The organism is Telluria sp. ZT3P26, from assembly GCF_059686035.1.
The window spans coordinates 32,174-46,261 of the sequence record NZ_JCASII010000012.1 but is presented as its reverse complement, the minus strand read 5'-3'; the positions used below and the strand labels follow the sequence as shown (position 1 = coordinate 46,261).

The following is a 14,088-nucleotide window of genomic DNA, read 5'->3' as shown; positions in this document are numbered from 1 at the left end:
GCATCGGGGCTGGCCGGGGTCGGCCCGGCCAAACCCGCCCCTACATGCTCCCGCGATACAGGGGGTGCCGTCCTGCGGCGGCATCCGGACCTTCGTCCGGACCGGCGAGCCGCCCCCATCTGCTTTGTTCACGAGCCGGGAAACCCGTCTACAGGAACGGGGATGTTTAAGATCATGGCTGAGTGATGCGTCACGGGAATTCAAGGGGAGACGGTGTGTTACAATCGCGCCGTTAAGTCGGAAGCACTTTCGGCTTACGTTGACTTATGCCCGGTGCGCTTTGCGTGTCCGGGTTTTTTTATTGGTCCGGCATGTGCTTGCTGCTGCCGCTCGATCCAAGCGCGGCGATTTCGCTCCTGAACTTCTCGATCAGTGTGCTTGGGGCGATCAGCGTCACCACTTCCCATCCTGGCGGCACGAGAACGCCCGCGTGGGTCTTCGCGCGCTGCGCCTCTTGGTATTCCTCCAGTTTGTCCCAGAACGTCCCTACGACGTTGTTAACCGCTTGCCGTGACCAGCTGTGACGCTCTGCGATCACTGCTAAGGTCTCGCCGTCAACGAGGGCAGAACGTGCGGCGGCGGCTCGCTCGTCGCTGACGTTCTTCAACAGCTTTCGGGTCGCGTCAAAATCAGCTTCCGTCATGCGCCTTTTCGCTCTTGTCATGCTCAGTTCCTTGAATCTATATGCAGGCCGGGCGACAATGGTCGCCCTCTTCCATTCTACGCTTTGACAAGTCCCAGTACCTCAATGGCGTTGAAGGTCTCAACCTCTACGTCCGCGCCCTGGAGAAAGGCCATCATGGCAAACGCGCCGACACCATCGTTTGCAAACGCTCCGTTCCGCAGTCCTTGGATAACAGCCTTCGAGAGATTCTTGCACTTCCGGCCAGCATAGAAAAACGTTTCCAGCCACTGCGTCACGTCGGCGCGATCCTCGGCCGAGAGCGTTTCCATGAACACCTTCGGACTCGATCCGAGCTCGAAAATCAGCCCGAATGCATTGGTCAGCGTGGCCGCCGGGTCGAAAGGCGTGTCACGGCGCAGCGCGGCCGGTGCGCCCTCTTTCGCCTTCGTTTCATCGTCACCCGACGTTTTCGCGTCCGCGAAATTGGTCATCGTGGCCGGGCCCGGTTCCTCGTGCGCGGTGTCCCTCGCCGTGGCCGCGTTCTCTTTCGGTCCCTTTTCGGCTTTCGGCTTTACCTGGGCTTTGACCTGGGCGACCTTCTTGCGTGCGTCTTCCTTGCCGCGCGATTCCTTGAGGTCGTCTACCAGTGCCCCGGCCTTGGCCGCGTCCACCTTCTCGATCACCTTGACCGCATTGATGACTTCGAGGTCCGCACTGATGTTTTCCGCCACCAAGCGCAGCGTTTGGCCGGGCAGGTTCAACAGGGACAGGATTTTGGAAAGCCATGCCCGGCTTTTCTTGTGTTTGGCAAGGACGGCTTCCACGGTGCCCAGTTGGTCCAAGTCGCGTTGAATGCGCTTTGCTTCTTCGATTTGCGTGAGATTCTTCCGCTGGACGTTCTCGGCAAATTGGACGCGGTCGGCTTCTTCGTCGGTCATGTCCGGACGATAGTCGCCCCAGAGTTCCGTGATTCCCTTCAGATCGGCCGCAGCGCAGCGGCGCCCGCCGACGACGAGCCGGTACGGCAAGACGCGGCCTTTGCGCAGCAAGATGGGCTGAATCTGGCCTTCCTTCAGGCTGTCCCCCAAGTCGGCCAGCGTGTTTTCGGCGTCCTCGAACTCTTCCCGCACCTGGGGATCAATCTCGATGTCCGCAAGCTTGAACATCTGGCGTTGCGCGCCGTCTTCCATCAGGGTCGCGTCGAAACCGGCAACCAGCATGTCTCCCATTCCAGCGAAAGCGTTGGTTTTGCTCATTTCGATACCCCTTGAAGATTGGTCAGAATTTGTTTGCAGACGGCCCGCCATTCCTTGGCTGCTGCCAGATGGCCCGCGCCCTTAGTGTTACGCCATACCGGGCGGCGATTCATGATCGACTTTTTGACGGCCGCGCGCTCGGACAACTGGAACGGCATGATGACAGCGCCGAGCTGCGCGCGCAGCGCGGCCAACGCTGCAACCTCGTCCGGGCTGCGCGTGTTGATCCGGCTCGGTAGCAGGCCCATCAAGCGAAGATTCGGGTTGTACGCCGGGGTCTTGATGGACTTGAGATAGCTCCACAGTTCAGACAGCGAATGCCCCTCGAACAGACCCACACTGAATGGGCAAAGGACAGCATCGGCCGCGACCAAGGCAGCGACGGTCATCGGCGGGTTGAACCCGATTGCGCCCGGCGTGTCGATCACGCACAGATCGAACTTGCCCGCGAAGCGGCGCAGGTTGGCGGCGACCCGCTTTTCGGCCCCGGCCACGTTGCCCCCGAGCTGACGCAAAACCTTGTCGGACCGGATGATGTAAAGGTTGTCGGCCAGCTTTTCCGGCTCCATATCGACCGGCTCTGCGCTGAACAACATCGAAGCGGTAAGGCCCGGTTCGGAGCCAGCAACGGGAGAATGGCTGACAGACAGACTGCCGCGCGGGTCGAGGTCGACCAACAGCACGTTCTGTCCGTCCTCAATCGCAGCGTGCCCGACATGGTAGGCGAGTGAGGATTTTCCTGCGCCGCCCGATTGGTTTGCTACCGCAAAGATTTTCATGGTGAGAGCCTGTTATTGGGTTACGTTGACTTGCTGCTCATTATTATTTGGGGGCAATTATAGTCCGCCCCCAATTCTGGCAACACATTTTAATTGTCAAGTCTCGCCAGTGTGAGACCTGACATCCGCTTAGCTGGACTGCTGCTCGTCCCAGGCCGTTTCGGCTGGCGCGGCCGACGCGACGGCGGGTTTGGCGCCGCGCTTGGTCGATCCTTTGGAGCCTGCGGCCTTGCCGGAAGGTGCAGGCGTGGATGGCGCAGGTGCAGGCGCCGGGGCTGCGGCCGGGGTTTGTGCGGCGGCGGCTTGTTGCTGCCCTGCGTCGCGGTTGGCATTGGCCGGGCCACCCAGCATTTGCATGGACTCCGCGATGATGTCGGTAGCGTACCGCTCCACACCGTCCTTGTCGGTGTATTTGCGGGTCTGCAAGCGGCCCTCGACGTACACGGACGAACCTTTCTTCAGGTACTGGCCCACGATCTCCGCAAGGCGCCCGAAGAATGCGATCCGGTGCCACTCGGTGCTTTCCTTCGTCTCGCCTGTGTTGCGGTCCTTCTGCGTGTAGCTGGTTGCGACCGCGATATTGGCGATGGCATCCCCGCTAGGCAGATAACGCACTTCCGGGTCACGACCCAAATTGCCGAGAATGATGACTTTGTTGACTGAGGCCATTTTGATGCTCCTTGAAAGGTCGGGAAAGTCTCTGGTGCCCCGGACTTCTCCGGGGCGGCTGGTGTTACTGAATCGCAAGATCGAACATCTGATCTATCTTGTAAAACAGCAAAATCAAAGTTGGCGTCACTAACAGCAATGCAGTGAAGAAGCCGAGCCAGAAACTTTTGTTAAACATTGAAAACTCCGGTTGGTTACGTTGACGTTGAATCGTTTTTACTGGTGAATCGTTTCGTCCACCATGTAATTATTATAGTCCATGACAACTCATTTGACAACGTATTTCAGTTGTCATTAACCGATATGTGATCGCATATTTATTGATCGAGCGCCCGCCCTCAATAGCCAATTTAAATAGGCCAAAAACGCCCGATCCCTGCGGCGACAGCGGCCGACAACCTTCCTTTGTAGACGGGGTTTCCCAGCTCGTGAACAGAGCAAACGGGGGCGGCTCGCCGGTCCGGACGAAGGTCCGGATGCCGCCGAAGGACGGCACCCCCTGTATCGCGGGAGCATGTAGGGGCGGGTTTGGCCGGGCCGACCCCGGCCAGCCCCGATGCGACCGGCCCGCGACCTCGACGGACCTAGAACGCGCTGTGGTGGTGACAGGATCTCGGCGCCGGCGCGCTGCAGGCGTCACCAAGGATGGTGACTGCGATCGCGCACCTGGTCGCGCCTGGCGTCACCAAGCATTGGCGACAGCGATCGCATACCTGGTCATTTCCGGCGTCACCACGCAACCCTTTTGGTGACTGGAAAAATTCTCGAGAGCTGCCGCGGTGTCACCATCGGACACGGAAAGCCCCGACGCATTTCGCTTTACGGGTTTCGGCAAGTGGTGGCCTGGAAGGGTGGGCGGCATTGCCGCTCAGTCGCGCAGCGACCAAGGGAGCGCGAGCGACCGCGCCCTGGAACGGGCATCCCGGTTTTTCGCGTAGGCGAAAAATGCCCCTATGCCTTGTCAGTGGAGTTTGGCGGGATTGTTGACGTATCTATGTCCGCCGACACCTCTCCCTGGTGTAGCGCCCATACACGCTTTACCTGACTCTCTGAACACCCTGCCAGCTTCGCTGTCTCTGCAATCGAATGGTTCGACCGGCGCAGGGCGATAATTCGTTCGTGGACGGCCTTATCCGTCTTTCGGCCTGCATACTTTCCTTTTTCCTTTGCAAGCTGTATCCCTTGAACCTGACGTTCCCGGCGCGTTTCATACTCGTCGCGGGCCATCTGCAAGGCCAGCTTCAACAGCATGTCTTGGACCGATTCGAGCACGATTTTTGCGATGTGGTCTGAAGTTGCGGCAATTTCCGACAGGTCCACGATGCCGGGCACGGCCAGCTTTGCGCCGGTTGCGCGAATGGACGCTATTAGTTTTTCGGCGTCAGGAAGCGGTAGACGGCTGATACGGTCGATCCGTTCGGCAATCACGACATCGCCGGGCTGAAGGTCGGCAATCATCCGTAGAAGCTCCGGCCGATCTGCTCGGGCACCGGACGCCTTTTCCTTGTAGATCGCGGCGATGTAGAAGCCCGCAGCTATTGCCGTCGCCTCTATGTTGGCCTGTCTTGCAAGGTCTTGCTGGTCAGTGCTGACTCTTAGGTAAATTCGAGCAACTTTCATTCAGGGTGTGCAGTGAGTTGTAAGCCCGGGCGGGCGAAGTGCTCAACGGATCAGATAGAGCACTGCAAAGGCGCGCGGCCGGGAGAACTTAGAAGCGATATCCAATAGCCACGTTGACGGCGAGCGGGTTCACGGACACGTTGACCGATTGTCCGGTCGAAAGGTGGGCCGTTGTCTTCACGCGCATTGCGACGACGGAGCCGTCAAGGAACCAGCTTGGAGACAGGTCATACGTCCCGCCGACCTGTCCGCTCAGCCCCCACTTGTTATCAATCGAGGCGCTTACACTGCGCCCCTGGTTCATCAGCGCCGCCAGTATGGGCGTCGTCCGTACGCTAGCAAATCTCGCATAAGTCGTTCCCAAACCAATGTAAGGACGGAAAGCACTGCCGGGGAAGAATCGGTACTGCGCGACCAAAATCGGCGCGTAAATCTCGGTGTCAGCTATCTTCCCGGCTGCGGCAACTGTGCCGTCGCCAGTGATATCGAGCCTGGGCGGAACGCAAAAGGCCAGCTCGGCGCTGAAACGATCATCGAACGCATAGACGGCGCTCCCGAATATTCCACCGCCTCGACTTACATCGACGGCACTGCCCGGCACGCCGGTTATCTCACCGCTGCTGACTTGCGGGTAAAACTCGTTGTACCCGATCTTGCTAGCCCAACCGCTAGACTGCGCCTGCGCGGCTGTCGCCGTCAGCAGCGTAATGCACGCCGCCACACTTACCGCCATGCATCTATTCATCTGTAACCTCTCGTTCAACGTGGCGAAAGACTTATGGTTCAGCCCAATAGGGTATACGCAAATCGGCTACACCAAACGTCGGTAGCCAAGAACGCAAACCACGACTCTAAATGGCTACCCTATTTTTGTCCACTCAAAATAGCTAACACTATGTAGATGATTAAAAGAAACCTTTAAGAGTTGCAATAATTAAACGTGACGATCACAAAAAATCATGGAATTTTGTTTGTTTGTTAGTTTGTGTTTTGTTTGTTTGTTTGTTTTGCTATACTAGGTTTTTCTCCCTTTCTGACGGATATGCCATGCGACCAATCGAATTTGCACCCGAAGCTGTAATCCAAGCAGGACAACAGTTGCGCGACAGCGGACGCAACATCACAGGCTTTGCGCTCAGAAAAATTGTCGGCGGTGGGAATCCGACCCGGCTAAAGCAGGTATGGGATGAGCACGTCAGCACTGAGGGAACCCAGAAGCCCGAGCCAACCGCCGAACTCCCAATAGAAGTTGCGGAAGAAATGGCAAGCGTCAGCGCCGCCCTGGTTGAACGCCTCACTGGTCTAGCCGTGGCCCTCAACGACAAAGCGGTCAAAGCAGCCGAACGGCGCGTGCACGAAGTGGTCCGCGCAGCCGGTGAGCAACGTGAACAAGCAGAACGCGAACTCGTGGACGCCTCGCAGACCGTGGACGACCTCGAATCGAAACTGGACGAGACCTTGGCCGTTGTAGAAGGAATGAAAGCTGAACTTGCCCAGAGTCACGAGAAAAGCCAGAGGTTGGCCGTCGAACTGGCCCAGACGGCCGAACGGCTTGCACTTGCCGAGAAGACCGCTAAAGCAGCCGAGACAAACCATGCGGCCGAACAGAAACGACTGACGGACGCCCTCGATGGCGAACGCCAGCGCCGACAGGAAGAAACAGACAAGCTGCGCACGGACTTGGCAACAGCTACGGCAAGAGCGGAAGCCGCGCGGGAGCAACACGCCGCCGAGCTGGCCCGGATCACAGCCAGCCACAACGACGAACGGGCAAAGAGCGAAGACGAAAATAAGCGACTGGCCACTGCGCTAGAAATGGAAAAGCAAAGGTATCAGCACGACACCGAAAACCTGCGCACCAATCTAGCAAAAGCGGCGACCAGGGCCGAAGCGGCCGACGAACAACACAAAGCGGATACGGCCAGATACGAACAGGCTATTGAGCAATTGAAGGTGGAATTGCATACCGCACTCGCACAGATGGAGTCTGCAAAAGGCGAAGTTGCGAGTTCAAGGGAAGAGACGGGGAAATTGCAGGGACAAATTCAGGCTCTCGAATTGCAAACCTCCAATCAGTTGCAAGCCCTGGCCGCATTTCAGAATCAAAGTTCCGAAACCGATACCGGGATCAAAAGCGGCAAGACAAAGCCATCGCCTAAGTCATAAATGCAACAAGCATAACTTTCTCACCATAAGCTAACAAGGCGCCTTAGCGCGCGGGCGTCCCCGCTTGCTTGCACCCCGATTTCGTTCCGAAATCGCCGCGCCTGTTTTTTTAAAACCCCCCTGGTTAAAATTTTTTTACATTAAATGCAACTAACACACGGCCTATGGACAACAAAAAGCCGTTGCCCACAGGAATAACCGCCAACATGATCCACCGACCAACCCGTTATGGCCGCGCCGCCAAAAGACCGTTTCCTGTAGACGGGGTTTTCCAGCTCGTGAACAGAGCAAACGGGGGCGGCTCGCCGGTCCGGACGAAGGTCCGGATGCCGCCGCAGGACGGCACCCCCTGTATCGCGGGAGCATGTAGGGGCGGGTTTGGCCGGGCCGACCCCGGCCAGCCCCGATGCGACCGGCCCGAGGTGTTGATGTTCCTTTTACGGGGCGCTCCAGCCCCGCACTTTTTGCTTTTGAGTTTTCCTTGTGCGGCCGTAGGCCGCAGTCTGGACTTGTAGTTGTTTTACCCCGCGCCGCGCGCAAACCCGGGGGCGAGCAGACCCATAGGAGATAATAGAGAACAACGTGGGCGGATGCCTTGAAACCCGCATGGATACTGGCTTATGCGATTTCTTTATAGGTCACGCCGTGACCTGCATTCAGCTCACAGTGTGAGCGGTATACAGGTCATCAGTTATGACCTGTATGTGTTTTTCACTACCACACAATTGACAAATCTCCAAGTAAATCGAGGCATCGTATTTCTCGTCTGCTTCCCTATACTTCGCGTGACCTGAATACGGGTCAAACGTGACCTCAATACAGGTCACACATGACCTCTGGGATGGCATATACGACCTTTGACGGGTCATGATGCCCATCCGCTGCCCTACCCGCCGCTCTCTTCCCAGATCGCGCCATGACCCGAATAGGGGTCAAATTTGACCTGCATAGAGGTCACGCGTGAGCCACGAGCAGTCTAGCTTGACCCTGCATGGGTCACGAAAAACCTTGCGAAGCTCATTTGTAGGGCGTATAGTAACATTTGTGACCTTCGGAGGGTCACAAATGAACTCAATACAGGTCAAGGAAGCCATGAACGATTTCACGCTAGATGACGGTGCCGGTGGACACTCTCGTACTCAACTCGCCGCCGAGCTGGAATCGACGCGCCGGGAATTAGCTCGTGTGAAGCACGGCGCTGTGAATTCCGATTTCGTTCAACTTAGCAAGATTTACATGGATGAAACTGTATCACTTGCTAATCACGCCCCCGCCGCCTTCATGGTTTTGATGACTCTGGTTAAGCAAATGAACAAGGCGAACTCGGTCATGATAAGTAATGAATCGCTCGAACGCATTTGCGGGGTCAGTAACTCGACCATTAAACGCGCTATAAAAATCCTGCGCGAACAACAATGGATCGACGTGTTGAAAGTAGGCACGTCAAATGTTTACCGGGTGAACTCCAATGTATTTTGGCAGGATCGCGCAGACGGAAAATGGGCGTCCTTTCAAGCTCAAGTTGTCCTTAATTTCGACGAACAGGACGAGACGACGAAGAAGAAAACTGTCAAGTCGTGGACCCGGCATATTCCCTTGGTCGAAGCCGACGATGCTAACCGCGTCCAGGCCGACCAAGGCGCCCAAGGCGAGTTAGGTATTTGATGGATTTCGCGGACGCGAAAATCTCACACTTGCCAAAACATGAACTTGCATATACTGTACATCCGTACAGTATATGCAAGTTACCATGTCCACCTCTGCTGTCCAGCTCGATCCCGAAACCCTGCACCCGTCCCTATGGCGTGCGTCCCAGCTCGCACGCGCGGATACCTTGTGCATCGACACAGGCCATGCGGCGCTATCTAACCAGCTTCCAGGGGGTGGATGGCCGGTCGGGACATTGATTGATCTTCTTGTACAGCAGCCCGGCATCGGTGAAATACGCTTGCTTGGCCCGGCACTGGCGAAGGTGGCCAGCCGGAAAATTTACATCGTTGCCCCGCCACAGACGCCTAATACGCTCGCGTGGTGCCAACATGGATTGAATGCTACCCAGATATTCTGGATTTGCAGCGAGCGGACAGGCGACACCCTATGGGCCGTCGAGACTCTATTGCGTAGCGGCTGCTGCGGCGCTGTCCTCTTCTGGCAAAACCATATACGTCCCGAGAGCCTGCGGCGCTTGCATTTGGCGGCACAAAGCAGTGAAACGCTGTTTGTGATGTTTCGCCCGCTGGCGACAGCGTTGGACGCGTCCCCCGCACCGTTGCGGCTAAGTCTCAGACCAGCCGAGGGCGGGCTAGATATCGGTTTTGTGAAAAGGCGCGGACCTCAACGCGATGAAACACTGTTTTTACCGTTACCTGTCGTCCTGGCGCCCCGATCCGTGCCGCGCCACGGCGTCGAGCGGGAGCGCCCGCGCTACGTACCTTCGGCGCTGGCTACACCGGCCGAATTGGTGGCATAACGACACTGACATGGCGTTGCGGTAGGGTCAAGGTCGCGGGCCGGTCGCATCGGGGCTGGCCGGGGTCGGCCCGGCCAAACCCGCCCCTACATGCTCCCGCGATACAGGGGGTGCCGTCCTGCGGCGGCATCCGGACCTTCGTCCGGACCGGCGAGCCGCCCCCATTTGCTCTAATCACGCGGTGTCGAAAACCGGCTTGGCAATAAGAGGATCATAAGGCGCGGGCCAGAATCCGGGCGGCGTCTTGCAGCTTGCCCAGCCCTTCATACAGGACCGCATCGAGGCGTTTAGCCTGTGCTTCCAATGCGTCATAGTCTCGGGCGCGCCGCATCGCCTCGCGCGCTTCCTGCATCTTCTGGGGGTCCTTGCCGACGTACTCACGGCGGCGCGGTTCCCCTGGCTGGATCGGGTATAGCAGGACGAGATATTTTCCATCCTTCATGTGCTCGGTCGCGTAGATCAGGCCCAGTTCCTTGAGGGCGTCCATCTTCCCGGCGATTTCCGCCCTCGATGCGTCGAGCTTTGCGATGCAGCCCGGCAGCGATGCGGCGATGGCGGAAAGGCTCTGGATATGGTTTTTTGTCATGGTCATAATGATCTCACTGAAGTGTTGATGGTGACAGAACCAGCTGCGCCAGGTCGAAGGACTGTCACCACGTTCGCGCTCGGTCTGCCGTCGTTCAATGCGTGTCGCGGTACACGGCAAGCTTTTGCATAAGGTTGGCGAAATGGTCGGTGCGGCGTGCGTGTTCTGCGTGTGCGTAGAGGCGCCGCACGCACTGCATTAACACGGCTTCTTCGTCGGGCCCGGCCGATCCGGCGAGCTGGACGGCCGACAACAGCAACACCACCGGCCCTATACAGTTGCTAACGATTTCATCGCGTCTTGGCTCGGGAATCGCACCGAGTGGCAACGTCTTCAGGCAATCGCTAATGACTTCTTGAACGTGCGCCGCGCTGGGCATAGGCAAGGTCATATCGTTCTCCAGTATGCTAATCGGCATCGGCCTAATCGACCCGGCCGGACAAGAAAATCTGACGGCGCTCGCCGTGGTCGGTGAGAATGATCCGCCCTGCCGTCTCCGCTTCTCGGAGGTAGTACGACGCTCTCACGGCCAGCGCCGCCGCCTCGCCGCGCATGCCCGCATTCGAGTCGGGATCACGCTGGTATTTCTTCAGGACGGCGATTAAGCGCCTTGCCGTCGACCGCGCACGCTTCCTGTTTTGCTGCGATACGAACATCAGTTTGGAATCCATTGGATGACCTCTAGCTCTGTTCTTGGCACATCGAACAGAGGGAGCTAGGCTCCCTCTCCCGTACGATTACGCTTTCAGCTTCTGCATTTCCTGCGACAGAATCCACAGCGCGCGGTTGAGTTTCACGGACTGGTCAATGCCGGTTACTGGTCGCGTCTCGCGGACCTTGCCGGTAGCAGTACGGCCACGCAAACCGCCGTCGATCAGGTGTTCTTGCACTCGGTTGAACGTGGTCCAAAGGTCGTTGGAACGGTCCTCGCTCCGCTTCGGCGTCAGGATTTGCGCTTCGGTCACTGGCGCCGGCGCCGCCTCGGTGTCGTACTTCAGGGACAGGGCCGCGTGCGCGAATGCCTGTTGCTCGCCTGCGTTCAACGTCAACGCCTTCATGCCGTTCATCTGGCCGCCGATCTGCTCGAAGTCGTCCAGCACGCGGAAAGCGCCTTCGATCACGTTGTCCACGACATTGCCCTTGTGACGGATGCGGACATCGCTCATCACGTCGCCGCAAACCAGACCGTTTGCGCACACGAAGCGGAACATGCCCGACATCATTTGATAGCTGCTCGTGCCGTCGTGCGAGTTCAGCAGGATGATTTCGTTCGCTTCCTTGCTGTTGATCTGGGTAGCGTGGCGCAGGCGGATCATGTGCTTCGTGTGCTCGCGCTTGCCTTCGTCGCGGGCTTTGGCTTGGCAAACCATGAACGGGGAAAAGCCTTCCTTGCGCAGCGCGGTCAGCACGTCGCCGGTCGGGATGTAGGTATAACGGGCCGAGCGGCTTTCGTGCGCTTCGACTGCGAAGATGGACGGGGCAACGCGGCGAATCTGGTCATCGTTCAGCGGGAAGTCCGAACGGAGGGAGGTACGATTACGGCCGAATTTAGAAGCTAACATGATTATTTCCTTTAGGTTACGTTGACGTTTGAATCGTTTTTACTGGTGAATCGTTTCGTCCACCATGTAATTATTATAGTCCATGACAACTCATTTGACAACGTATTTCAGTTGTCATTAACCGATATGTGATCGCATATTTATTGATCGAGCGCCCGCCCTCAATAGCCAATTTAAATAGGCCAAAAACGCCCGATCCCTGCGGCGACAGCGGCCGACAACCTTCCTTTGTAGACGGGGTTTCCCAGCTCGTGAACAGAGCAAACGGGGGCGGCTCGCCGGTCCGGACGAAGGTCCGGATGCCGCCGAAGGACGGCACCCCCTGTATCGCGGGAGCATGTAGGGGCGGGTTTGGCCGGGCCGACCCCGGCCAGCCCCGATGCGACCGGCCCGCGACCTCGACGGACCTAGAACGCGCTGTGGTGGTGATAGGATCTCGGCGCCGGCGCGCTGCAGACGTCACCAAGGATGGTGACTGCGATCGCGCACCTGGTCGCGTCTTGTCAGGTGACACAATTAATGCAAACCGTGCCACATTTAGTGAAAACAGCAAAACAAATTCGGAAAAGAATTGTCTAGTGGAAACTGCTTCGTCCGACAGCCGCCGCCTATTTTTTCAAAAGACGAATCCTGGAAAGTTAGGAATCGGATGAACTGGCTGTACTGTACCTCGCCCTTACTAGCATGATGGACTGCTGGGTCGTATTACGGTTTGGGCAATGATCACCACTAAGAACCTATCCCAGTAGGGAGGAGGAAGTTGATGACGATGCATGGCAAGCGCGGGCAAGGCGCGAGAAGGCCGCATGGCGGGCCATGCAACGACGAGCAACGCCGCACCCGCTTGTCAGGCGCGTCAGAAACGACTCATTCCCTACTGGGATAGGTTCTAAGTGTAACGGCTCGCGTTTAAAACCGGCCGTGCTCGCATTTGACGCTGATTTCGGCTCGCGATAACTGCAAATGACCGGGCGCTCGTGCTCACGCTATCTGCAAATGAGCTTGCAATTGACCGCGCCAGCTCGCATTTCACCGCCGCCGGCTCATGCTAGTTGCAAACGACGGAAGTCCATGGAAAACGTCTCGTCGGGGTCTAAACTATCGGGCGACGATGTCTTGCATATGTCGTATCAACCCATGTGAGACGCGAAACGCATCTCAACGGCAGTGCCTCGCATGGGTGTACCAGTACGGTACATCGCCAACAGGCAACCTCCCTTTCGGCCAGTAATTGTCATTCAGTAAGCTTATCATTCGCAGCAAGAGCGCTAACCACAGCGGTCTGGTTCGATTGTCTTGGCCGTGTTCCAGATTCGGTTTCTGCCATTCGGCTGCCTCGACGTTTATCTAACGCTTGAATGGAAGAGTTGCAATCGCTTCCCTCCAGCCCTAAGCAGAGCAGTACACTTCAGTATCGCTAGCGCTTTCCGAGTTGGTCCTGAAGAAATTCGATGAAGCGCTGGGTTTTCGCCGGGAGCAAACGTGTTTCCGTGATCGCATACACCGGGATGGTAGTACCTGTCCAATCCGGCAAGACCCTGCGTAACTGCCCCTTGGCCACATCCTCTGCGGCGATTTCCTCCGGTAACATTACGATACCCAGATTCAGGGTCGCAAGACGCCGGCACATGCCGACGCTGTTCACCAGGAATTTGCCTGCCACTTCTACTTCCACACGTTCCGCGTTACGCATGAGGGTCCAAGGGCCTGATTTAGGAAATCCAATGCGCTCGTGCTGTACCAGATCGTCAGGGTGCGCCGGCTCGCCCGTCACTTCCAAGTAGCGCGCCGAGGCGTAGAGTTGAACCGACAGCTGGGCGAGCGGCCGGGCGATCAGGTGCGAATCTGGGAGTTCACCCATGCGTATCGCAAAGTCGATGGGCTCAGTTACTAGGTCCGCCCGGCGTGGTGTCAGGTCGAACTCGAACCGGATGCCAGGGTAACGCTGGGAAAATTCCGCCACCAGGGGTGCCACATAAACGGTCGCAAAATCCACTGGCAAGGATGCGCGTAAAACACCGCTGGGCTGCGCGAGCATCTGCTCCAGTTCCTCGTGTGCACTGCGTGCCTCGTCGACGATCCGGCGGCAGCGCTCGTAGTAAAGCTGCCCAGCTTCTGTAAGCTCAACTTTCCGGGTGGTCCGGTGAAAAAGCCGTAATCCGATCGCCTTTTCGAGCGCCGTCACCCGCCGTGACAATGTTGAGTTCGGTACGCCGGTGATATCGGCGGCGCGCCGGAAGCTCAGCGTGCGCGCGACCTCGATAAACAAGGCCATGTCATTCAACAACTCCATCAGATTGCCCCATTTATGAATCAATGATTCTCATTTTGCCTACTTTATCTCATTTCATTCCA

14 protein-coding genes are annotated in these 14,088 nt (G+C 57.5%); 3 read left to right on the top strand and 11 right to left on the bottom strand.

The window, feature by feature from the left end; all coding sequences use genetic code 11:
- Nucleotides 1-298: 298 nt before the first annotated feature.
- From AC56LN_RS22850 to AC56LN_RS22825, 6 genes are all read right to left on the bottom strand, one after another.
- Complete coding sequence (locus tag AC56LN_RS22850; protein WP_499574858.1) at nt 299-664, bottom strand: TrfB-related DNA-binding protein; 366 nt, start codon at nt 662-664, stop codon at nt 299-301.
- Between the two features lie 56 nt (nt 665-720).
- Entirely contained in the window at nt 721-1,881 is a 1,161-nt protein-coding gene (locus AC56LN_RS22845) for a ParB/RepB/Spo0J family partition protein (RefSeq protein ID WP_499574857.1), read from the bottom strand.
- A complete protein-coding gene (locus tag AC56LN_RS22840) occupies nt 1,878-2,660 on the bottom strand; it encodes a ParA family protein (protein WP_499574856.1) in 783 nt (260 codons plus the stop codon). Before AC56LN_RS22840 ends, AC56LN_RS22845 begins: the two co-directional genes overlap by 4 nt.
- A 129-nt stretch (nt 2,661-2,789) precedes the next feature.
- Entirely contained in the window at nt 2,790-3,329 is a 540-nt protein-coding gene (gene ssb / locus AC56LN_RS22835) for a single-stranded DNA-binding protein (RefSeq protein WP_499574855.1), read from the bottom strand.
- Nucleotides 3,330-4,280: 951 nt separating this feature from the next.
- A complete protein-coding gene (locus AC56LN_RS22830) occupies nt 4,281-4,949 on the bottom strand; it encodes a recombinase family protein (protein ID WP_499574854.1) in 669 nt (222 codons plus the stop codon).
- 88 nt (nt 4,950-5,037) lie between these two features.
- Nucleotides 5,038-5,682 (bottom strand): OmpW/AlkL family protein, encoded by a 645-nt coding sequence (locus AC56LN_RS22825; protein WP_499574853.1) that lies wholly within the window; start codon nt 5,680-5,682, stop codon nt 5,038-5,040.
- Nucleotides 5,683-5,996: 314 nt separating this feature from the next.
- Here AC56LN_RS22825 and AC56LN_RS22820 point away from each other — a divergent pair, with 314 nt between their 5' ends.
- The 3 genes from AC56LN_RS22820 (at nt 5,997) to imuA (ending at nt 9,585) form a co-directional block, all read left to right on the top strand.
- Entirely contained in the window at nt 5,997-7,115 is a 1,119-nt protein-coding gene (locus tag AC56LN_RS22820) for a DNA-binding protein (RefSeq protein ID WP_499574852.1), read from the top strand.
- A 1,092-nt stretch (nt 7,116-8,207) separates the two neighbouring features.
- Nucleotides 8,208-8,780: a helix-turn-helix domain-containing protein gene (locus tag AC56LN_RS22815; RefSeq protein ID WP_499574851.1), complete on the top strand. Its 573-nt coding sequence runs from the start codon at nt 8,208-8,210 to the stop codon at nt 8,778-8,780.
- Nucleotides 8,781-8,865: 85 nt separating this feature from the next.
- Nucleotides 8,866-9,585: a translesion DNA synthesis-associated protein ImuA gene (gene imuA, locus AC56LN_RS22810; protein ID WP_499574850.1), complete on the top strand. Its 720-nt coding sequence runs from the start codon at nt 8,866-8,868 to the stop codon at nt 9,583-9,585.
- A gap of 211 nt (nt 9,586-9,796) precedes the next feature.
- Here the strand turns inward: imuA and AC56LN_RS22805 are convergent, their stop codons facing one another.
- From AC56LN_RS22805 to AC56LN_RS22785, 5 genes are all read right to left on the bottom strand, one after another.
- Nucleotides 9,797-10,177 carry a hypothetical protein gene (locus AC56LN_RS22805; RefSeq protein ID WP_499574849.1) on the bottom strand — a complete coding sequence of 127 codons (381 nt, stop codon included), beginning with the start codon at nt 10,175-10,177 and terminating at the stop codon, nt 9,797-9,799.
- An 88-nt stretch (nt 10,178-10,265) separates the two neighbouring features.
- Complete coding sequence (locus tag AC56LN_RS22800; protein ID WP_499574848.1) at nt 10,266-10,562, bottom strand: hypothetical protein; 297 nt, start codon at nt 10,560-10,562, stop codon at nt 10,266-10,268.
- Nucleotides 10,563-10,593: 31 nt separating this feature from the next.
- Complete coding sequence (locus AC56LN_RS22795) at nt 10,594-10,842, bottom strand: hypothetical protein (protein WP_499574847.1); 249 nt, start codon at nt 10,840-10,842, stop codon at nt 10,594-10,596.
- Between the two features lie 66 nt (nt 10,843-10,908).
- The gene (locus AC56LN_RS22790; protein WP_499574860.1) at nt 10,909-11,736 is read right to left on the bottom strand and encodes a DUF932 domain-containing protein; all 828 of its coding nucleotides are present in this window, start codon (nt 11,734-11,736) and stop codon (nt 10,909-10,911) included.
- 1,414 nt (nt 11,737-13,150) lie between these two features.
- Nucleotides 13,151-14,026, bottom strand: a complete 876-nt coding sequence (locus AC56LN_RS22785; protein ID WP_499574859.1) for a LysR family transcriptional regulator — start codon at nt 14,024-14,026, stop codon at nt 13,151-13,153.
- Nucleotides 14,027-14,088 lie beyond the last annotated feature (62 nt).